At 60.8% G+C, this 23,547-nt stretch carries 9 protein-coding genes; 7 read left to right on the plus strand and 2 right to left on the minus strand.

The genetic code is table 11. The features are described from left to right. Positions 1-15 precede the first annotated feature (15 nt). From R3D51_02615 to R3D51_02645, 7 genes are all read left to right on the plus strand, one after another. A complete protein-coding gene (locus R3D51_02615) occupies positions 16-3,384 on the plus strand; it encodes a helicase HerA-like domain-containing protein (protein MEZ5898364.1) in 3,369 nt (1,122 codons plus the stop codon). Positions 3,385-4,317: 933 nt separating this feature from the next. Next, positions 4,318-6,861, plus strand: a complete 2,544-nt coding sequence (locus tag R3D51_02620; protein ID MEZ5898365.1) for a transglycosylase domain-containing protein — start codon at positions 4,318-4,320, stop codon at positions 6,859-6,861. 136 nt (positions 6,862-6,997) lie between these two features. Further along, complete coding sequence (locus tag R3D51_02625) at positions 6,998-9,706, plus strand: hypothetical protein (GenBank protein ID MEZ5898366.1); 2,709 nt, start codon at positions 6,998-7,000, stop codon at positions 9,704-9,706. Positions 9,707-9,867: 161 nt separating this feature from the next. Further along, complete coding sequence (locus R3D51_02630; protein ID MEZ5898367.1) at positions 9,868-10,446, plus strand: hypothetical protein; 579 nt, start codon at positions 9,868-9,870, stop codon at positions 10,444-10,446. Positions 10,447-10,721: 275 nt separating this feature from the next. Next, the gene (locus tag R3D51_02635; protein MEZ5898368.1) at positions 10,722-16,052 is read left to right on the plus strand and encodes an alpha-2-macroglobulin; all 5,331 of its coding nucleotides are present in this window, start codon (positions 10,722-10,724) and stop codon (positions 16,050-16,052) included. A gap of 7 nt (positions 16,053-16,059) precedes the next feature. Beyond that, positions 16,060-18,258 carry a penicillin-binding protein 1C gene (gene pbpC / locus R3D51_02640; protein ID MEZ5898369.1) on the plus strand — a complete coding sequence of 733 codons (2,199 nt, stop codon included), beginning with the start codon at positions 16,060-16,062 and terminating at the stop codon, positions 18,256-18,258. A gap of 88 nt (positions 18,259-18,346) precedes the next feature. Beyond that, the gene (locus tag R3D51_02645; GenBank protein ID MEZ5898370.1) at positions 18,347-19,438 is read left to right on the plus strand and encodes a PHB depolymerase family esterase; all 1,092 of its coding nucleotides are present in this window, start codon (positions 18,347-18,349) and stop codon (positions 19,436-19,438) included. Between the two features lie 61 nt (positions 19,439-19,499). Here the strand turns inward: R3D51_02645 and R3D51_02650 are convergent, their stop codons facing one another. After that, positions 19,500-20,507 (minus strand): LysR substrate-binding domain-containing protein, encoded by a 1,008-nt coding sequence (locus R3D51_02650; GenBank protein ID MEZ5898371.1) that lies wholly within the window; start codon positions 20,505-20,507, stop codon positions 19,500-19,502. A gap of 274 nt (positions 20,508-20,781) precedes the next feature. Further along, positions 20,782-23,445, minus strand: coding sequence for a TIGR02302 family protein (locus tag R3D51_02655; protein MEZ5898372.1), 2,664 nt, complete (start codon positions 23,443-23,445; stop codon positions 20,782-20,784). Between the last annotated feature and the right edge of the window lie 102 nt (positions 23,446-23,547).

Consider the following 23,547-nt stretch of genomic DNA (forward strand, 5'->3'; position numbering starts at 1 on the left):
TCTGTCAGGTTGGAAATGGCCGCCGAAGGCTCGCTCAAACAGCCGCTTCTTGCGCCGTCGCTCTCTCCCGACAAGCTGAGCGAGGCTTTCGAGCACTCGATCACTTGGGAGGACGATCTGTGGCGCGCGGATCCGGTCGACGTGCCCGAGATCCATGCCAAGGCCCGCACCAAGTTCACCGACCTGCTCACCACCATCAATTCCGGCCGCGGCTATCATGTGCAGGATCGTATCCTGCTGTTTCATGGCCAATCGGGCTCAGGCAAGACGCATCTGATCCGCGCGCTGCGCACCGCAAGTCATCGCGAAGGCCGCGCCTATTTCGGCTACGCCCAGATGACGCCGGACGTTTCGAACTACGCCGACTTCTTCCTGCGCCGCCTCGTACATTCACTCGAAAAACCCTACGACCCCGACCGGTTCGGCGAGAGCGCGCTGTCGCGGCTGACCAACAAGATGGTCGTGGACTCCGGGGTCATCTCGGCCGCCGACCTGGAGGAGCTGCGCGACGCCCAGCTTGACGACGCCCAGCTTGCGCGTCTCATCATGCGGCTGTCCGACGACATCGTCGCCAGCGAGCGGTTTCAGACGCGCGAAATGGACATCAACATCGTGCGCGCCCTGCTGTATCTGCAGCGCCGCGATCCGCGCATCGACCAGCGGGTGCGCCAATATCTCAATGGCCGCCAGTTGACGCCCATCGCCCATGAGGCGGTTTGCGCTCTCGACCCGAATTCCGGCGAGGACCGCGCGTTCGAGATCATTACTGCACTGGGCGCTCTGGTCTGGACTGTCGAGCGCGCCGCGCTGGTCTTCTGCATCGATCAGGTCGAAGACCTGCGCTTTTTTGAAAATGCCGAGGAGCGGTTTCAACGTGCTCTGCGCGACGTCATTCAGATCGCCAACCGCCTGACCAACTCGATCATCATCATCTCCTGCCTGGAAGATTTCTACGGGCAGGTCCGGGGGATGGTCGCGCAGTCCTACATCGACCGCATCGAAAAGTCGGGGCCGGTGCTGCTGCGCGAAGGCCGCACGCCTGAAGAGGCGCGCCTCATCATTGCAAAGCGGCTCGCCCATCAGGCCGAAATCAACGGGGCGGGGCTGAGCTTCCCCGATGCGTCCGCTTTCTTCGGCCCGCAGTTTTTTGAAGAATTTGCCGGGCTATCGACCCGCCGGCTTCTGGAGCACGCGCAGACGCGCGTGCGTGAGGCGACAGGCCTCGACCAGGAGGAGGACGACGACGAGCCCGAAGCAACGTCGAAGCCCTCTTTCATCTCGACGCTGGCACAGGCGCTCGGCCAAGTCAGCGGTTTTGGCGTCGAGGACGATACGCCCGCCGCGCTGTCGGCCCTGCAATTCCGCGAGATGTGGGAACGCTTCGCCAACGAAAGCGAAGCAGAAATGCCCGCTGACGATCAAGAACTGGTCGATGTGTTGTCGGCAACCTTAGTGCTTGCGCGCGATGAGTGGGGCAAGGCCATCGAGGTTACGGTCAAGCGTCTTGAGCTTGGCGATGATCTCCCTGCGTTCGACATGACGGTGCGCCATCGCTCGGGCTTTGCAAACGACGTGCGCGTCTTCCTCTGCAATCGTCCGACGCAAGGCGGCGGCTTGAAGCGTCAGCTCGACAAGGTGCTGGTCTCGATGCAGGGCAAGCCGTGCTTCATGCTGCGCGCATCCGACTTCCCGCCCAACCGCAAGAACCAGACTGCGCAAGCATTCCGCAAATTCCGCGACGGCGGCGGCCGCCAGCTTCTCGTCCCCATTCCCGAGTGGGAACGGATGATGACGGTTCGTGAGTTTACCGCGCACCATCGCGGCGATGCTGGCATGACGCAGTGGCTGGAAAGCACAAAACCTCTGTCGAGCCTCATTTCGATCATTCACCTGCTGCGACTCGATCTGCTGGGCCGTCCCGTGCCGCGGCTCGTTCAAAAAGAAATGGATGACCCGCAGGGCTCGCTTGACGGGATGGACGACGTGCAGCCGCCGTCCCTGGCTGGCGAAGATCCGCATCCAGAGCGCGGCCGCCCGGCTAACGACGACGACTTACCTCTATCCGTCATTCTCGACGAGAACGGTGCTTACGGCTCAAGCATTCTTTCGGGCCGTGAAATCGGACACCGCGCCCGGCCGGTAACGCTGAACAAGAGCGTCTTGAAGCGCCACGCGGCGTTCTTGGGCGGCTCGGGCTCAGGCAAGACAACGTTGGCTTTGTCGCTCATCGAGCAGCTGTTGCTGCGCGGTGTTCCAGCGGTTCTTATCGACCGCAAGGGTGACCTTGCGAGCTACGCCAACCCGGAAGTCTGGCGCGCGGATCTCAATGACTCTGCCGAGCGCAAGGCCGACCGTGAAAAGCTCGCGGACGCGATCGACGTCGCGGTCTACACCCCTGGTCGTGCCTCAGGTCGGCCGATCTCCATTACGCTACTGCCCAACGGCATCAACGAGCTGCCAGATCACGAGCAACAACTGCTCGCCAATCTGTCAGCCGCTGCTTTGGGTGAGATGTTGCACCTGAAGAACTCCGCAACCCACCAGAAGCAGTCCGGCGTGCTTGCCGTTGCGCTGCGTATTCTGGGTGCGCTGTCTACTCAGGAAGTCACGCTCGCCGACCTCATCCACCTGCTGGAAGACGAGCATCCCGAGCTCACCGACCAGACCCAGCGCATGGACCCTTCAGGCAAGCTGCGCCGCGATCTGGTTGCGCAGCTCGACTCCCTGCGCCTGCGAAACTCGGCGCTGTTTGAAGGCGGCGGCGAACCGTTGCGGATGGAAAGCCTGCTGGGACTCGGCAAGTTTGCGCGCCCCAACCGGACACGCCTGTCGGTTATCTACACGGGCTTCCTCGGCGACAACGAGAATATTCTGTTCTGGGTTTCGCAGTTCCTCTCCGAGGCCTTGCGCTTCTGTCAGCGCAACCCGAACGACGAGCTGCAGGCTGTCGTCATGTTCGACGAAGCCGACCTTTACATTCCTGCCAACGCAAAGCCGGCCACTGCCGAGCCGCTACAGAGCTTGCTGAAGCGTGCCCGCTCCGCCGGCCTCGGTATGATGCTCGCCACTCAGTCGCCAGGCGACCTCGACTACAAGAGCCGGGATCAGATCACGAGCTGGTTCATCGGCCGCGTTCGCGAAGACACCGCTCTGCGCAAGCTGAAAGCGGCTTTCCAGTCGGAGTCCGGGCTCGATCCGGCAAGCGCTTTGCCGGGCCAGACCGTCGGCGAATTCCACCTTGTCCAGGAAGGTCTGGTGCGGGCCATGAAGGCCAATCGCTCTCTCATCGGCGCCGAGCAGGTGCCCTTCGACCGGATCGAGCAGCTCGCTTCCGAAACGCGAGGCCAGGACGAGCGCCAGCTTCGGTTGTTCGATCTGCGCTAAACTTTGCAGCTTTGAACTCAACGCCAGACGGGGTACAGCTTGCCACCCGATCCCCTCATCGAGCCTGAAGCCACCGCCGGAACATCTTGAATTGCATGTCTCATCCGGAGTTGATGGTGATCAATTCATGTTTCCAAATACTTGAACCTTCCGACCTCGCACTTGCCAAAAACGGCGATTTCGCCCCCGGACAGAGGGCGAATGATATCTCCCAACTTGCTGTAATTAATTAAATTTTTACAGCTTTGCGACGCGGTGAAATTGGGCAACCCGATTGTTCACGAAGTTTGTGCTGTCTCGCATCGGTGCATCGCGAACCACCGTTGATCCCCCTGTCAAGGCCCCAAACGACCGTGTAATATATATTTGTTGAGAGAGAGGGGGCTTTCTCTCGATCGTCGTCGCGAGAGGGCGTGCGGAAGTCAAGAGGGAAGTGTTCAGTTAAGGGGCAAGGTTGCGGCGGGGAACTGCCTCAGACCTTAAACGATAGTGTACTGCGGGGTAATGTGTGATGGCTGCGAAGTCATTTGTTGGGATCATATGCGCGACCCTTATGGGTCCTGCCATTGGCATCGGGTTGTTCGTTCTTCTGAACAACCTTTGATAGCCATTGAACCTCTGTCGAACTGAGCATTTGTAGCGCGCGAGCAGGCTCGTATGCTCACGAGTGTGCTTGGCGCGCAGAGCGGGTTCTATTTGGCAGACCTTCGCTCTCGGTGGCCGGCTTTTCCGTGAGAATACGGCTTCTGGCCTCGCACCGTATGCAAGTCCTTGTGAATTGCGTCGGCCGTTCAACGGCTTTCCCAATACAACCTCAGCCGTAATGACGCCCCTTGGCGGTGTCAATCGCGCCACAAAATCTCGGTAGCCGTAAGCGGACAGTCGCCAAAGCGGGTTTGGCGGCATGTGCAAGTTCCGAGTGCGGCGCCCTTCATGCTTCCCCTTCTCAGGCTGCTGACCGCAATTGCCGAAGGCATCGTTCGCGCACCTTGGCGTGCCGCGCGGATCTTTGGACAGGCCGTCGCCTTCAATCCCAAGCTCGGGCCGCTCCGCCATCTGGCGACAGCGGCCGTGGCCTACGTCATCTTTGCCTTGGTCCTGGTGTACGTCGTCGCGCCGCTGCGCGGCATAGCCGGTAGCATGACGATGCGCGACAAGCTCGGCTACGACGCCGAACGCTGGCTGGCGACGGCGATCTACGATCCCAAAGGCAATTTTGTCGGCACCTTCGACGCTCGCCTCGATAGCCAGCGGGATGTGAATTACACCGATAGCGCCATTGAGCTAGGCGATTACGTCGCCAACCCCGATCACAAATCGATCCCGGTCAAGGTGGTGCCGGAGCAGTATTGGCAATGCCTGCTTTATCACGAGGACCGCTATCTCGGCGGGCCGCTGAACCCCTTTGGCATTGATCTCCTCGGCGTACTCAAGATTCCATTTTCCTCAGTCACGCGCACGATCGCCCGGCATCGACCGAGCCTGGGGGTGGGCGGATCAACTCTGCCCATGCAATTTGCGCGCGTGATCTACAAAACCCCGCCCAGTACCACAGAGGGCGGACTGACAAAGCTCCGGCGCAAATTCAGCGAGTGGTGGCTCGCCCCCGTCATCTATCGGGAACTGACGCGCGGGGGTGACGATACGTTACTGAAGCAGTGGGCGGCGAACCACATCTGGCTGGCGCAACGCACCGGCGGGCAGCCGCTGCACGGCGTTGAAGTCACGAGCCGCATCGTGTTCGGCAAGGAGGCCAAGGATCTCTCGATCGCCGAGCAGTTTGTCCTTGCCTCGGCCGTCAACCGCCCGATCATTCTGCTAGAGGGCAACGACCGGCTTAACGAGGTGCGTCTTGACCGCTGGCGCTACATTACTGAAGTGCGTGCGCGCACTTGCGCCGAAAAACTCATCACGGACGAGGCGGTCAAGAAGGACGTCGTGTTCGAACTGATGGCGCTCGGCGGCGGTCCACCCGATCCGAAGGTGAAGCCAAAGCTGCAAGAAGCCCTGCAGACCTATGCGCCGGCCCTGGCAAAGCGCGCTGAAGCCAATCCTGTGACGCGCGCCAATGTGCTGCTCGACGCGAGCAGGTTTGGCATCCGCGAAGAGATGAAGCAACTCTATGGCTATGCATGGCGTGACTACGTGCGCGGCGTGACGACGACATTCGACGTCGTGGAAAATCTCGCCTTCCGCCAGGTCATCGACCAGCGCCTGTCTGAAATCGACGGCAAGTGGGCAAGCCGGATGGATCCGGCCTACACCCTCGATCCCAAGAAAGTTGGCGAAGGCAAGCAGATGCCTGACGTCGTTGTCGTCGCGGCCGATGCGAACGGCAACATCGTGCGCTATTACGAGGGCGGGCAAACCGCGCCCTACTACGGCTCACAGCTGGCACGTGACGAACAGAGCGGACTCTATGATGCCACGCGCGAGGGGCGCATGGTGGCCTCGACTGGCAAGATGATCGCTGCAATCGCGATTGCCAACCAAGGGCGAGACACCATCGACAGCCTCTATCTCGATAACGAAGCTCCAGCGACCGGTTTGGAGACGTGCCTCAAGCACGGCCACGAACGACGCGGGCGCCGAGCCCTGGTGGCGTTTGCGTGCTCGCTCAACGGGCCCCTCATCAACCGCGGTGCGCTGGTTGGGCAACCGCCATTTCGCAAGCTGATCGACGGATTTGGATTTGCGATGCCGCCTGCATCGACTGAAGGCGGCACACCGCCATCGACGGCGGCAGTGCTGGGGCAAATCGCAGGCGCTCCTCGCCGCGTCCATCACATGTCGGCGGTTATTCTAGCCTCGCTGATCGGGCGCGGTGCGTCGCAAGTGCGCGCGCCGAGCCTCATTCAGAGCTACGACTACACATTCAAGGGTGAAGGAGGTGCAGGCATCGCAGCGACAAGCCCGCCGGGCATCGTGCCCAATAATCTCATCCGGCCGTCTTCAAGACCGCTGATCAAAGCACTGCTGCAAGCACCGCTTTGCTACCAGTCCAATGGCACCTCGTATGGCACGCTTAAGTCGCTGAGCCGCTGGTGTGCGACGCGGCGCGGAGACACACGTCTGCATTTCGCAAAGACCGGCACTCAGGTGTCGACTGATCCTGATGCAACCGTGGATACCTGGATCTCGGGCGGCATTCAGTTCGTGAATGGCGCTGCGTATTCCTACGTAGTCCTCGTCGGCACGGGCACACCGAGCCATCCTTGGGCTCGCGCGCTGCACGCATCTCAGGTGGCGACGCCTTTGCTCGATGGATTGCTGGATGATCTGGCGACTCATGCCAAGACGCATCCGCGCCGCGATTTGCTGCCCAAACGCCCAGTGCCACGCAAAACACCTATTGCAAGCGACGCTCCAAGCCGAGGTCAGGTCGGCAGCGCATCGGCGTATCGCGTCAAAGCGATGGAGACAACGGCGACGTTAACTCCTGGCGAACAGGCGCTGCGCAGTCTGATCGGACAGTAGCCAAACAGACTTGTGCCCACAAATCCGCAGGGATTTGCCACGTGCGAGCCAAAGTTCAACCATCAAAAACGCGCCAAGTTTTCGCAACGTTGCTCCTCAAGCTTCCTTTGCTGGGTAGGATGCAATGCGACATGACATGCTTTCTGACTTGAACCGCGAGCCGCCACGCCTCGATGGCGCGGGCGTACGCGGCACGTCCAATCCGGAAAGTGAAAATCGCCCGCGCGACTGGAAGCGATCGGTTCTGATCGCCGGTCTTGGCACGCTGTCGTGGGTAGCGACCTATGTCGGCATGTTGGAGCTCATCCAGGCCAACATGGGCGACCTGCCGTTTACGCATAAAATCATTATCGGGTTCTCGGTCGCGATGCTGATGATCATGATCATCTGGCTGCTCGACCAGCTGTTCCGTCCACACGCCTTCATCGCAAAGGCGATGTACGCGTTCGGCTACGTCTTTCTATCGATCATTTCCGTCGGCTTCGGGTTCGGCTTCTATTGGAAGGTTCTGGAAAGCCGCGGCGAGGCCTCTCGCTCCGCTGAAAGCGCGGTGGGACAGGTGCAAAGTTCGCTGCACGCCGCATCCACGCGACTTGAGCAACTGCAGGCAACGCTCGTCCAGTTGACCCAGGTTTCCAACGAGAAATCCGAACTTGAGCGCGTCAAGGGCACCTCGTGTCCCAATTCTCGGCCCGGCGATGGTCCTCGGCGCAAGATGCGCGAGGAAGACGCGCAGCGGTTTCAGTTCTCGTCTGAATTCGTAAAGGGGCGCATCGGCTCGGTGAACACCGAGCTCAAAGCGCTCAACAACGATATGATCCGCATCGTGTCGGACGATCCCACCACCATCGACGCCAAGAGCGGAACGCGCAACGAATTCATGCGTACGCTTTCGCGCAAGCTCGATATGACGGTGACGGGTTTTAACGCTTTCCGAACCGATCCCCAACTCAAGCAGATTCGCAACGACCTCGCCGATCGCGCCGAACGCACGACATTCCCTGACAACCACGGCGGTACCTTCGTGTGTCCCGATATTCAGTTGCAGACCGCGCTGCGCGGCGTCGTCAAGGCCATCGACCAGCTTCCCGAAATGGAGAAGCCGGAGATCTCCGCTGTTGAAGGCTCAGAAGCGACGATCGAAGCGTTCCGCAGGCTGACCGCGACACTATATGGCGCAATGTCATTCAAGCTCCCGCCATCTGCCGATGATTTGCGCGAACTGCAGAAAAAGGCGATCCAATCCGTTGAAGCGCCGACCGCTGCCACCGCGAAGTGGAGCACCGATCAAGGCGGACTCTCTAAACGAGATTACGTGCCGCTGGCCGTGGCGCTGTTTGTCGATATGTGCCTGTTCCTGGTTTCAATGGTTCAGACCCCGCGCAGCAGGCTATCGGGTCTGATGCCAAAAATGAGGGCCGCCGAGCGCGGTCCTGTCATCGACATCCTGTCCCGCTTTAAAGACATTCACGGCGACGAGGAAATTCGGCAGAACTTCGAAATCTTCCGGCATGTCGTATTCGATATGAACGGCGACTACTACGTGGCCGTCCCTCTGGACGCGCCGCCAAGGCTCAATCCTGCCGAGCGGGAAGCTCTGCGCGTGGAAGCGCAGCTTCTTGCCAATCTGTTCGCCAGCTTTGAGAAGGAAAAAATCTTCAAGCGCACCCTGCTTCCCACAACGAGCAGTGTTCAAAAGCGGCTTGCACGGCAAGGTTCCAAGTTTGCCGGTTCGGAAGCATTCCGCGTCTACAAGTTCACCGACGGCGCATGGTCGGACATCATCCTCGGCGCGATCATGGGCGCTGCAAAGCGGGCGGAAAACGAAAAACGCGTCTTCCCCAGCCCGCACGTTCGTGCCCGCCCGCAGGTGGAGCAAGAGGCGGATCGCTTGGCGATCCCTACCGACCCGCGCGCGGGCTTACCGCCGCAGGATCCCGCTCTTACCCAGCCCGGCAACACCCCGCGCAGGCCGATGCCGGGTGGTGCGGCCGCTGCTGTAGTTCCCTCAAGCAACCCCAGGCCGACGCCCTACCGGATGCCGCGCCCCGAATTCGTGCGGGATTTTGCTGGGCGGCCGATGAGCCATGGTCAGACCGGATCTTCGGCCCGCCCTGATGTGTCGGCGTCTTACGAAAGCGGGCGTCCGCGCACCGGCGCAACCGAACAGGCGCAAGCGACGGCCAACGTAACGCCGATGCCTCCGCGCAAGCCAAATACCGCCAGCCCAAGCGCGCCAATCGATCCTGAACAGGCCGCACGTTTTGGGCCTTACGCATCATTCGCAGCCGCTTCGTCACAAGCTCCGCTCGACGACGCGCCGATCATTGAACCGACACCGCCCCAAGCCCCCCGCGTGAAGCGACCCGCTCCGCGCGTCGATCAGGAAGCGGAAGTCACCGTTAAGGTCGCCGCCAACTCCAACACGCAAGTCGCGACAGCGCCCCCCGCTGCTGTGGTAGCGCCTATTGCGGCTGCCGAACTCCGCAAGGCTGATGAAGTGCGTGCGGACAAGGTGGATGTGACGTTGGCCCGCGAGACAGCGACTTTCTCCATCCCCATGGCGGAAGCGATGGCATCGGGTTCGCTCAAGGCGGCTTTGTCCAAAGCCGCGGCTGCCAGCACGATTCAAGCCCAAACTACACCGCCGCCCTTGAAGCCCACAGTCCCGGCCGCACCACCTGCGCCCGCGTCGGCGCCAGCACGGCCAGCTGAGGCCAAGCTTGAACTCATTCCCGTGGCCGAGCTGGAAGACATCGAAGTCGAAGAACTCAAAGCCGGTGAATTGAGCGATCGAGATCTGGCGCTCATCAGCCGAATGGCCCCGCCGCCTGCAGCAGAGTAGTCGTTCCAATAGGGTTAGAGCCTTGAACTTCAAGACTGTTCACATTCGTTGCAGTCCGCAACTCTCCCTTAACAGTCTTGCGGCTAAATGGGTGGCGTTCGACATGCCACCAGCCACGCGGAACCTGAATATTCGGCGTCTGGCTTTTTGAGGAAATTCACATGACTTTTGCGACTTCCCACAGTCTTCAGTCTGCCAACCGCGAAGAGAGGGAAGCCAAGATCCGTGAGTTTGTTACCACGGCGGTGGTCGTGCACCGCGCAAAAGGCGCCAGCGAACCCATGATCATCAGCCTTCTCGCTCGCGGTCCCGACAGTCCTGCTGCGCGTGCTCTAGCGAGCATGGCCGACGAGCTTATCGCTGCCAACGTCACCGTCACCGCCGTCCTCTTGGACCTCGACACCTTCACCGACGAACCAGGCCGCGCATCCGTTCTCGACATGGCAAATGCTGACGTTCGTCTGCTTTCGGACCCTCGTTTTGCGTCCGCTCACGAACAGATGGTGCTCGGCGCCAGCATCATGTGGCTCGGCGATTGTATGCGCCGCGATCCGGCAAAGCGCGATGCCTTCGAGCTGTTCCACCATGACGACGCCCAGGCTACCGCTAACGCGACTGTCTCATTCCGCCGCCTCCAGGCTATTGCCCAGGATGTTCGCCGCGTCCGGTCGCTCGCGCCGCAGATGATGGTCTCGGGCTCTTTCGCCGAACCTCTTCCGGTTACTCTGACGCGCCGCTGAGGCAGCGCAGCAATTCTTAATCAAACATGAACGTTTGCCGACAGCGGGGAGAAATCCCCGCTGTTCTCGCATGAGCCATACTCTCCCGTCCTATGACCACGGGAGTAAAAACCAGCATCAAGGCGGAACTACCGGCAACCGGTAAATTGCTGCTGCCGTTCGGGCTTTCGCCCTTATTGGGCTTATGATTGCAAGCCTCGCACGCAATATTCGTCAATAGACGTTCACGGGTCATCCGCGGCCGTTCGCGGGGTCCAATATTCCAGGGTGGCAACATGCAATATTTCTCGCGCCTCGCTTTTCTATCCGCGCTCACCGCAGCCGGATTGGTTGCGTCGGTGGCTTTGATCGCAACACCGGCCTTTTCAACCGAAACGGTCTTCGCCCATCAAGGCATAGCTGCTGATGCCAAACGCTACGAAACCTTTATCAAGGACAATTGGAAATCCGACGGAAAGCCGGCCGCCAGCCTGAAAGCCGATGCGGCCAAAGTTTTATCCAGTGATCCGCGCGCCGCCTCTCGCCTGCTGGCGAGTGCTGTTGCGGCCGACATGACGGACTCCGAAGCCTGGACACGCTTGGCGCAAGCATTGCTCGCCATTAAGCCCGACCCCGAGAAGAACTCTGAACGCTACGATTTTCCGGTTCATGCCTCTGGCGCTGCTTATCGCGGCTATCAGCTTGCGACAACCGACAGTCAGAAGGCGAACGCGCTGTTCGTACTTGGTCAGGCGCTCGAACAACGCTCTTATTGGCGGCCGGCGATCGACGCTTTGAAAATGAGCATGGAACTTGCCGATGATCAGCAGGTTCGCGAAGCCTACGATCGCTTGCGCTCTGAACACGGCTTCCGCATGGTCGACTACAAGGCGGACAACGAGACGACGCCGCCACGTCTTTGCATGCAGTTTTCCGAAGACCTCTCTCACACCCAGGGCGACGTCAGCAAATTTGTATCTATTAACGGCAAGGATCCGCAAAACCTCGTGCAGGAAGGCAAGCAGCTTTGCATCGAGGGCCTGAAACACGGAGAGCGCTATCAGGTCCAACTGCGCGCAGGGTTGCCCTCCGCCGTAGGTGAGGATCTGACCAAAACCGCCGATCTCGCCGTCTATATTCCAGACCGCTCCCCATTCGTGCGCTTTACCGGCAAGGCCTACGTGCTGCCGAGCCGCGGACAGCAAGGCATTCCGGTCGTCACCACCAACACCAGCAAGATTGATGTCGAAGTCTATCGCATTGGCGATCGCAGCCTCGCGACGCTTTTGCAGTCTGGCGATTTCCAGCGTCAGCTTTCTAGCTGGGAAGTCGATAATGTTCGAGAGCGAACCGGGACCAAGGTCTACGCCGGCGACATGGACATCGCCTCCAAGCTAAACGATGAGGTCACCACCGCCATTCCTGTCACCGACGCGACCGGCAAGCTGGAACCCGGCGCCTATGTGATGATTGCCAAGCCGTCGGAGAAATCCAAGAACGACGATAACCGGGCGACACAGTGGTTCATTGTCTCCGATCTGGGGCTCACAGCCTTCTCGGGCCCCGATGGGGTACATGCGTTCGTGCGATCCATCGCGGATGCTACACCGATTGCGGGTAGCACGGTGAAACTGGTTGCGCGCAACAATGAAGTGCTGGCAACCGCCACGACCGACGACAAGGGCTATGCGAAGTTCGATGCGGCGGTCGCAAAGGGCGAAGGCGGCGTTGCACCTGCCGTACTTGTCGCGGAAAAAGGTGAGGGTCAATACGCGTTCCTCGACCTGACCGCCAACGCTTTCGATCTATCTGATCGCGGCGTGAAGGGCCGTGACACCCCAGGCCCGGTCGATGCCTATATCTACACCGAGCGCGGCGTCTATCGCGGCGGCGAAGAGGTCGCAATTTCCGCGCTGGTGCGCACAACCAAGGGGAAGTCGTCTCCGGTTCCCACCACTCTGATCATTCAACGGCCGGATGGTGTTGAGCACGCCCGCGTTGTTTTGAACGACCAAGGCCTGGGCGGACGCTCGCACGTTTTCCAGCTCGCCAAGACCGCGATGACCGGAACTTGGCGTCTGTGGCTGCACACCGATCCCCAGCAAACAGCCATTGCCGAGCGCGCCTTCCTCGTAGAGGACTTCGTTCCGGAACGCCTCGACATGACGCTAACCGCGGCAACGCCAACTTTGTCGCCCGACGAACAAGGCACGCTCAACGTCTCCGGCAAGTATCTTTATGGACCGCCTGCCGCGGAACTCGGTCTTGAAGGTGAGATCATCGTCAAGCCGTCGGGCAAGGACGTGGCTGGCTTTCCTGGCTATTCGTTCGGTCAGGCCGACGATTTCGTGAATGCGGTACGCAGCGCGCTACCCACCAATCTCATCACCGATGCAAGCGGCAAAGCGGCGATCCCCGTGACACTGCCGGCCATTCCCAAGACCGACAGGCCGCTCGAAGCGCAACTCATCGTCAAGCTGCGCGAGCAGGGCGGACGCACCATCGAGCGCACGCTAACCGTGCCCGTTGATCTGAAATCCGAACGCATCGGCATCAAGCCGTCGTTCAACGGAACGATGGTGCGTGAAGATGAGACGGCTGCCTTCGACGTCATCGTAGAAGGCAAGGATGGCAAGCCAGCCGCCACGCAAGGACTGTCTTGGACGCTGACGCGGCTGGACACCAACTGGCAGTGGTATCGCCGCGACGGCAGCTGGACCTACGAGGCCGTGACCCTAAAGCGCAAGATCGCCAACGGCACTCTCGACACGACCGCTGATAAGCCTGCAAATATCTCGCAGACGCTGCCTTGGGGCCGCTATCGCCTCGATGTTGCATCCGCCGATCCCAATGGACCAGCTTCGAGCTTCCTGTTCACGTCAGGCTGGTACACCTCCGGCGACGAGGTCGATAGTCCCGAACAGCTCGAAGTTGCGCTCGACAAAAACACTTACCACGCGGGCGAAACGGCCAAGCTGCGCATCGCCTCTAAACTTGGCGGCAGGGCGCTGATCTCGGTACTCGGCAGCGATGTTCACCTGATCAAAGAAGCCGAGATCGCCAAGGGCGGTGGCGAAGTCGATATCCCCGTTGGAGAAGGCTGGGGCCCGGGCGCATACGTAACGGCCGTGCTCTACCGTCCCATGGACGAAGGCTCCAAACGGATGCCGAGCCGCGCCATTGGCGTGAAGTGGTTGTCTCTCGATCAATCCGACAACGAACTCAAGATCGGCATGACGCTGCCGGAGAAGATCAAGTCGGCAAGCAAACTCACGGTCCCCGTCAAGGTCGAAGGCCTTAAGCCGGGGGAAGACGCGCGCATCACGGTTGCCGCGGTCGATCTTGGCGTTCTCAACCTGACGCGCTTTGAGAGTCCGGCACCGGAGAAGTGGTTTAACGCACAGTCGAAGCTCGGCTACGAGATCCGCGACTTCTACGGCCGTCTGATAGATGGAATGCGCGCGCAACGCGGAAAACTTCGCTCAGGTGGTGACGCCTCGGGTCCTGCCATGCAGGGCAATCCGACTGTCGAGACGGTGCTGTCGCTCTACTCGGGCATCGTGAAGGTGCGCGACGACGGCACAGCAAACGTCGAATTCGAGCTGCCAGACTTCAACGGAACGGTGCGCGTGATGAGCGTTGCCTGGACGGCCGATAAGGTCGGTCATGCCGCGGGCGATCTGATCGTGCGCGACGCTGTTGCGCTCACGGTTGCAGCACCGCGCTTCCTGACACTTGGAGACGAGGTACAGCTCGGCTTCGACGTGCATAACATTGAGGGCGCGGACGGCACGTACAAAATTGCGCTTGCTCAAAAGCAGGGTGACGACACGGCGGAACGGCTCTCGGTTCTGTCTGAGCGTGACGTGACCCTCAAGACCGGCGCTAAGACCTTCCAGAAGATGGCCTTCAGCCCCAAGGATGTAGGACCCGTCACCTTGAAGGCAACGGTGACAGGCCCAGGAGACATCGCACTGAAACGCGAGATGACGTTTGAGGTCCTGCCACCGGCCGGTGACATCAAGCGCACGACCATCTCGCTGCTCAAGAAATCGACCGGCAAGCTTACCGTCAGCTCCGATCTGGTCCGCGACCTCATTCCGTCGCGCACGCGGGTCAACATCTCGGTCGGCCCCGCCGCTCGGCTTGATGTGCCAACGCTGTTGACGCAGCTCGACCGCTATCCCTACGGATGCGCCGAGCAGACGGTGTCGCGAGCCTTGCCGCTGGTCTATGCCAACGCGGTTGCCACGCAGATGGGCATGGCCGAAGACAAAGCCCTGCGCGAACGGGTGCAAGGCGCGGTCGATCGCGTGTTCGAGATGCAGGACAGCTCCGGTGCCTTCGGCGTGTGGGGTCCATACTCTGGCGATCTCTGGCTCACCGGCTACGTCATGGACTTCCTGACGCGCGCCAAGGAGGCTGGCTACACGGTGAAGGCGCTAGGCTTCAACAACGGCCTCGACCGATTGCAGAACTTCCTGGCCTACGCGGAGGATTTCCAATCGGGCGGTGAGGATCGTGCCTATGCGCTGTACGTTCTCGCGCGCAATGGCAGAGCGCCCATCGGCGAGCTGCGCTACTACGCGGACGAACGCATCGAGCGCTTCTCCACACCGCTCGCCAAAGCGCAAGTTGGTGCCGCGTTGTCGATGATGGGTGACAAGGAACGCGCCGAGCGCGTGTTCGCCAGCGCTCTGACGCAGATGACAGGCGAGACGACGCCCGACACAGGCTATCGCAGCGACTATGGCTCGATCCTGCGCGACGGCGCGGCTCTCGTCACTCTTGCGGCCGAGACCGGTGTCGCCAAATCGGAAACGCCAAAACTCGCCAGTGTCGTCGCCAAGGCCTACGAGACGCGCAGCTACACGTCCACCCAGGAACAGGCTTGGATGCTGCTCGCCGCGAAGGCGCTCAACGATGAAGTGAAGGGTGCGAAGCTGTCCATCGATGGTGCGCCGGTTTCCGGCCCCATCGTGCGCAGCCTCACAGCCGACCAGTTGAAGGATCACCCGATCGAGATCTTCAACAACGGCGACACATCAGTCGATGCGGTCGTATCGGTAATCGGTGCCGCGTTGACGCCGGAGCCTGCCGTCTCAAAGGGCTTCCAGATTGAGCGCAAAGCCTACACGCTCGACGGCAAGCCGGTCGATATGGCGAGCCTGACCGGCGGCAAGACGGACGTGAAGCAGAACGACCGGTTCGTGATGGTCCTCACTGTCTCGGCGCAGGAGACGGGCGGCCGCGTCATGGTGGTCGACCGCCTACCGGCGGGCTTCGAGATCGAAAATCCGCGCCTCGTCGAGAGCGGCTCGATCAAAGGCCTGGACTTCATCAAGTCGGCCACCACGCCCGAGCATACGGAGTTTCGCGATGATCGCTTCGTGGCCGCCTTCAACTTCTCCAACGTGAGCAGCTCGCAGTCCAACGATGAAGGCGACGAGCAGAGCACGACGGAGCAGAACGCACCCCCCGCTGCTACCGCTACGCTCGCCTACATCGTGCGGGCGGTAACGCCGGGCACTTTCGTTCACCCGGCTGCAACTGTGGAAGACATGTATCGCCCCGAGCGTTATGCGCGCACCGAGGCAGGTACGCTCAGCGTTGGCACGAAGGAGTAACAACCCCGTGCTGCACCTGCTGGGCAATCGCACACCAACCGCACCGCGCCCCGATGAAGGGCGCGGTGCAAGCGGAAACTGGCCCCCGAAATCCTGGAGACGGATCGCTGTAGGTTTGGCGGTCCTCGGCCTGACCGCCACGCTCGCAGGCGGAGCAGGCGCCTATGCGCTGTACCGGAAGGCAGAACAGCAGATCGGTCCGCTCTCCCTAGGAGATGCCAATCAAGCGTCTGTCGTTGTGGTGGATCGCGAGGACCGGCTGTTGCGGCCGTTTACGACTGCGGACGGCCGCTGGCGGCTGCCGGTCGAGACCAAGGACGTCGATCCACGCTATTTGAAAATGCTGTTCGCATTTGAGGATCGCCGCTTCTACGAACACGGCGGCGTCGATGCGCGATCTGTTGCACGCGCCGTCGCCCAGATGATCCGGCATGGCCGGCTCGTCTCCGGCGCTTCCACATTGACGATGCAGGTTGCGCGCCTCGTCGATGGCAAGCATGAGAGGACCGGGCCCGGTAAGCTGCGCCAGATGGCGCGCGCCTGGCAGCTGGAAAAGGCACTCTCCAAAGACGAGATCCTGCAGCTCTACCTTCGTCTTGCGCCCTTCGGTGGCAACATCGAAGGCGTCCGGGCTGCCTCTCTCGCCTACTTCGGCAAAGAGCCGCGCCGGCTGTCGATTGCGCAGGCTGCCCTTCTCGTCGCACTACCCCAATCACCGGAATCGCGTCGGCCCGACCGACATGCGAAAGCCGCGCGCGTGGCACGCAACCGCGTGTTGAACGTAGCGCTCGCCAATGGCGTCATCACTGCCGCGGAAGCCGCGCGAGCCCGCGAAGAGGCCATTCCTGCGATCCGTCGAGAATTCCCGAAAATTGCGGCGCATCTTTCCGAAAGCGAAGTTGCCGACGTCCCGGGCAAGAGCATTCACAAACTCACATTGGACCGCAATCTCCAAGTCACGCTCGAAAAACTCGCGGCCACACACGCGGCCCTGCTTGGCGACAATCTATCGGCGGCGATCCTGGTGGTGGATCACAGCACGGGTGAGGTTCTCGCCCACGTGGGGTCCCCGGGATATCTCGAAGCCGATCGCAAGGGCGCAATCGACATGACATATGCGGTGCGCTCTCCCGGCTCCACGCTCAAGCCCTTCATTTACGGTCTTGGCTTTGAATCTGGCTTCGCACATCCCGAAACATTGATCGAAGACCGCCCGGTTCGGTTCGGCAACTATGCGCCTAAGAACTTCGATGAAGACTTTCATGGCACGGTGACGATCCGCGAAGCTCTCTCTCGCTCGCTCAATATCCCAGCGGTGAGGATGCTTGCTCGTGTGGGGCCGGGAAAACTGGTGGGCCGCTTCCGCCGCGCCGGCGTGGACGCGCGCTTTCCAGACAACTCGGAGCCGACGTTGGCGATGGCGCTAGGCGGCACCGGACTCACCCTGCACGATCTCGCGCAGCTTTATTGCGCGCTACCGCGCCGTGGAGAGAGCATCACGCTGACCCATCGCTGGGGTGAACGCATTCGCATCCTGGCGCAGACAAAGGTGAAACCTCTCGTCAATGCTCACCGCCTGATGTCGCCGCTCGCCGCATGGTACGTCAGCGACATTCTCAAGGACGCACCGCCACCACCCGACGCAAAGGGTGGCCGCTTTGCCTACAAGACCGGAACCTCTTACGGCTATCGCGATGCATGGGCTGTGGGATACGACGGCGCGCATGTGATCGCTGTCTGGGTAGGTCGGCCAGACGGCACGAGCGTTCCAGGCCTGATGGGGCGCACCGCAGCCGCACCCATTCTCTTCGATGCCTTCGCACGCTTGTCACAAAAGCGCGTTCCGCTCCCCTCTCCGCCACCCGGCGCTCTTCAAGTCGCAGGTGCGGATTTACCGCCGCCGTTGAAGCGCTGGAAGGAACCGGGCGAGGAGCCAGCATCAGGGCCTTATCTCTCGCAACCTCTGGTCATCTCGTTTCCGCCCGACCGCTCCGAAATCGAGACTATGGATGTTGAAGACACAGGTCTTGTTCTGAAAGCCGAAGGCGGATCTCTGCCACTTACGTGGTTGATCGACGGTGCTCCGATCAAGTCTGATCCGCACGCCCGCGAGGTGATGTGGCAGCCAGGAGGGCCAGGCTTCGCGAAGCTTACCGTGATGGATTCGCAAGGACATGTGGATCGCGCGTCAATCCGCGTCAAATGACCCTGTTCAGGACATCTTGGACCGTGGCTTTCGCCGCGACCACGGAGTAAGGTCCGCCCTCGAAACGGGGCTTTGCGGACTTTGACGCATGATGGGTTTTCTTCCCAGATACCGTGGCGTTGCCATCTCGATTTTGATCGGAGCCGTGGTCGGCACGATTCTGTCGGCGTGCGGGCCCTCGACGTCGGGTGGCGGTCTGCCCGCGCTCGGCGCAAAGATGGACGACACGTCGGTATCGGGCATCTCATCCGGCGCATATATGGCCGGTCAGTTTGAGATGGCGCACGCCAAACTGGTCACCGGCGCGGCGATCATCGCAGGCGGTCCTTATGGTTGCTCGCAGAGTATCTTCGCCGACACGCTGCCCGCTCCCGGCACGGAATTTTTGAACCTCTCGAAAGCCGTCAATGGCTGCATGTTGGATAATCTGTCGTTGTGGGGCGTGGCCGATCCGAAGATTCTGGCGCAGAAGGCCAAGGCGCGCGCCGAGCACGGCGAGATCGATCCGATCGCCGATGTTGTCACCGATCGCGTCTATCTGTTCACAGGCTCCCAGGACCACACGGTCGTTCCCGCTATCGTGAAAGCGGCGGCAGAATTCTACGCCGATCTCGGCGTGCCACAGGCCAACATCAAACTTGTCGACACGCTGCCCGCGGGCCATGCGTTTGTCACGGAAGATGAAGGTGCGGCGTGCGATCGGACCGGAGAGCCTTATGTCGTTGACTGCGACTATGACCAGGCGGGCGCGCTTCTTTCTCATATCTACGGCAAGCTCGAAGCGCCTTCGAAAACGCCTCAAGGCAAATGGATCGAATTCGATCAGCGTCCCTACACGAAGGACCTGAATCCCGATGGCATGGCCGACACCGGCGTCGTCTACATTCCAGAAACCTGCCGCACGCAACCGGGATGCAGAATTCACATCGCCTATCACGGATGCGCGCAGAACCGCGAAAAAGTCGGCGATGCGTTCGTGAAGGAAACCGGCTTTGCGCGATGGGCGGATACCAACAGGCTTATCGTTCTTTATCCTCAGACACAGACGACGCCGTTCAATCCTCAAGGGTGCTGGGACTGGTGGGGCTACACGGGATCGGCCTATCTAACGCGGAAGGCCCCGCAAATCATCGCTGTTTATCGCATGATCGAAGCACTCGGCCGTCCGACCGGCGCTTGAAGGGCTTGAGATCCGGCTCACACCGGCGCGGATTTATTGGAAGCCTCGCTCATGCAATTTATCAAGCGCGGGGCCGCTTGCTTCCGCGCTTCGCACTCAATCCCGCCGCCCCCCGCGATGATCGTAATGGCCGAGGCTCCGTGTCTGCACGCGCGTTCGTCTTAGCCTCCAAGCTTTCAAGCTGAGCCAGCGACACCGCAAGTTCATCGAGCAACCAGCGCCGGAAGGTATGAGCGGCCTTGGACAACGGCCGCGAAGCCCCGTGAACAAGGTGATACGCCTTGCAGGAAACGCGCAAGGGGAAGGGAACCACCAGCCGCTTCGACATCAGCGCATCGACCACGATCAGCCGATCGGTGAGTGCAAAGCCATGCCCCGCTTCCGCCGCCGATACCGTCAGATCGGCCAACAATGTTGGACCCGCGGGTTTCACCTGCCCGGCGACGCCCGCCGCTTCAAGCCAGCGCCGCCAATATGTCCGATCGAGTTCCTGGATCAAAGCTTCCGACGAAAGATCGGCTGGCGACTTGATATTGCCGCGGGCCAAGAGTTTGGGACTGCACACCACAGTCACATCGGCGTCGAACAGTTTCTCGGACGTTACACCCGGCCACGGTCCTATTCCAAAGCGAATGCCGATATCGGCCTCGCCTTTGGAAAAATCTATGGGCCGGACATTGGGATCGAGAATGAGATCGATTCCGGGATGGGCGGACGTGAAGCGCCCCAAGCGCGGAACGAGCCAATACGCGGCGAAAGGGACATCGCAGGTGATGGCCAGCCGTTGGCGGCGGCGGGTTTGCGAAGTGTACTGTCCGGTCGCAGTTGCGATGCGATCGAAGGCGACGGTCAGCTCGCCGGCCAGCGTGCGACCGGCCTCGGTCAGTATAACACCGCGGCCGGTCCGTTCGAAAAGCGCGACCCGCAGCGACGATTCCAATGAGCGAATGTGACGGCTGATCGCTGCGTGCGTAACATTGAGTTCGTCGGCAGCACGCGTAAGGCTTTCATGCCTGGCCGCGGCTTCAAAGGCACGCAATGCGTTCAGTGGTGGAAGTTTCCGGGTCATCGCCGATATGTAACAAAAACTTACATGAAACGTAAAGTAATGGCGTTTGTCGCCAAAGCTGCATCGTGAGCATCGTCTTCAGAACACAAACATCTGGAGGCGATCATGCTTTACGCGATCGTTGCATTGGTCAAAGCGATTGAAGAGCTGATTTTGGGCCGGAGGATGACGACGAACACCCCGGAAACGGCAGCGCACGTGGTAACATCTGAGCGCCCGTCAACTGATGAATAGAGATCAGCCGCACCTCAACCGGCCTACTCGCCGCAGCAAATCAGAAGCGTTTCAGCAACCGATCGATATAGTCGAGTTCGACCGGCGGGCGCAGAGCCTGACCCGAACGCTTGCGCAGCTCATCCAGAATTTCACGCGCCCGTTGAGCGTCGATGGCGTTGGGCACCTTGACCGAGTTGCCCAAGTCGGGGCCTTCCGCGCGCTGCGGCCGGTCCAGCGGATCGCGGCGTGTATCCTCACCGCGCCCGGTGCGCTGACGCGCATTCTTCGCCAGCTGTTCGGCCATCTTCTGCGCGCTCTCGCGCATACCTTCCAGAGCTTCCGCTTGGCTCTGAGCAGCCTCGTCCATGCTGCCTTCTTCGAGCGACTGCTCGGCGCTCTTCATCGCTTCTTCGGCATCCTTCAGGCGGTCCGAACCGCCCGCGCCCATCTCGTCCAGCTCCTTCTGGAGCTGTTCGAGCTTTTTGCGAAGCTCCGACTGGCGATCCATCAAGCTACCGTGACCGTCTGACTTCTGGGGATCACCCGCCATAGCGTCCTCGCCAGCCTTGCCGCCCTTTTGACGCTGCTGACGGCCAGGATTATTGCCGCCCTCACCCATCTGCTGCTGGCCCGACTGGCCCTGCTGATTGCCCTGCGGCTGGCCGTTCTGCTGTCCGCCACTCTTCTGCTGGCCCTGCTGTTCGCGGCCTTCGCTGAAAGTGTCGTCCATGAGCTTCTGCTGCTTGCCGGTCAGATCGCTGAGGCCGTCGAGCTTCTTCATCATCTCTCGGTCGCGCTCCTGCTGCTCCTTGGATTGAGCAGACTGCCCGGCGCGCATGTTCTCCATCATCTCCTGCATTTCGGAGAGCAGTTTTTCGGCTTCCTCGCGCGATCCGTTCTTTGCGCTCTCCTCTAGGTCGCGCATCATCTTCTCCATGTCTTCCTTGGAGATCTGACGGTCGTTTTCCTGCTTGTTCTGATCGCCATCCTGCTCGGCGTTCTTCTGCATTTCCTCAAGGTAGCGATTCATCGCTTCCTTCAGTTCCTGCATGAGGGCCTTAAGCTCTTCTTCGCTGGCACCTTCCTGAAGCGCTTTGGCGAGCCGATCACGGGCATCCTTGAGGGCCTGCTCGGCATCGGAGAGCGAACCATCCTCGATCTTCAAGGCGATGTCCCAAAGCTGATCGACGGCCGTAGAGATGGCCGCACGGGAATTCTCCCGCTCAATGCGATGGTAGACCGAGCGCATACTGAGATAGACCGAGATGTCGTCGATAAAGCCTTCGGGCTCGATCGTAAGCGCATCGAGTGCCCGCACCACCGACGGCCGATTGCGCGAATCTTCAGCAAGTTTGCGTCGCTGCTCGATCACCGCGCGCGCCAGCGGTTTGCGGAAGGTCCGCGAGGGCAGCGTCAACTCGATCGCTTCGCTACGCCCGACTTGACCAGCGACATCGGTGGCTTCGAGCCAAAGCTCGACCGTCTGCCCGGCCCATGGGTGAGAGCCCAGATCATGCAAGCTCGCAGTATCGAACTTGGTGGCCCCCGGCGGCACTTTCAAAACGATTTCCGGTGGACGTTCCAAGGGCAGGCGCGGCCCCTTCAAAGGCTCGGGTCGGGCCCATGCCTTATTAGGATCGGTGCTGTTGTTGTCTTTCGCCTGCTTCACCTTGGCAACGGCGCGCGCGACGCCGTAATCGTCCTCGCCCTTGTAGGCGAGTCGCAAGGAGCCCTTGGCAGTGCGGCGCCAATCCTTGTCGAGCGTGATCTTGGGTATCTGATCGGGAATGACGTCGAACGTCCAAACTCCCAGCTCTTCACCACCTGCGAGGGCACGCACGCGCGAGGAGGCCTTCAACTCGTAGCGCACTTCGGCGATGTCGGTTTTTTGCTTGGGCAAATCGGCCGTTGTCGTAACGGGCTTGTCCGCACCCGCTTCGTTGACCTCAAGCGAGATACGCGAGGTTCCAAAGCCCGAGCCGCGCAGCGTCAGCACGCTCTTGATGGGAACCTCAAACAGCTTTGCCTTGTCGGCTGCGGCAACCTGCCCACTCGCCTGGTTGCTGCCATCAGCCAGCATGATCGGTGGCTTGCCGGTATATGCGGGCGGCGTGATCCAAGCATCGACGCGCGTGTCGGTGCGGGCTGTATTCTGTCCGAAGCGGAAGGCAGAACTCAGCCGATCATAGATACTTCCCGAAACGAGCCCAATGGCCGGAACGAGAAGGAGGAGGGGCAGCATGCGCAGTGCCAACGGATCGAAACGGTCGGCCCGCGGGCTGGGTCTGCCAACTTTGAGGCGAGCCATGGCGCGGGCCAAACGCTCACGATGCGCGTGCCACAAGCTCTGGGTCGCGGGGTTGTCCGAATAGGCGGTCAGCGTGTCCTCGTAGGAGGTCGCTGGCCGATGAGGCACCCCAGAGCGCCGCTCGATCCGGCGGATGGCTTCTTCGCGCGAGGGCCAGGGAACACGTCCGGCGTAGACGGCTGCCACTAGGGCTGCGGCCGCAAATAGTCCGATCACAAGCGCGTGGGTCTGCGCCGACATCGTGGCGAACACACCCGAAAGCGACAAAACGAGCAACAATGCTCCGATCGCGACCAGCAGCCACAGTCGCGGCCAAAGACGCTCAAAGAACAAAGCCCACGACGACAGGCGCACTTTGCGTGCAAAGACGCGCGAAAGCGGAGGCTCGGGAAGATTTGGATCAGGGTTCGCCATGTTGTCGAATTTATCATGGGCACCCAAGCCCGCACCTTAACAAACCGCAACAATAGCCCCCGACAGAAGCACTAGCCGGAAGCCCGATTTCAGGGCGTTTTG

It is taken from the genome of Hyphomicrobiaceae bacterium, assembly GCA_041397645.1.
GTDB lineage: Bacteria > Pseudomonadota > Alphaproteobacteria > Rhizobiales > Hyphomicrobiaceae > Hyphomicrobium_B.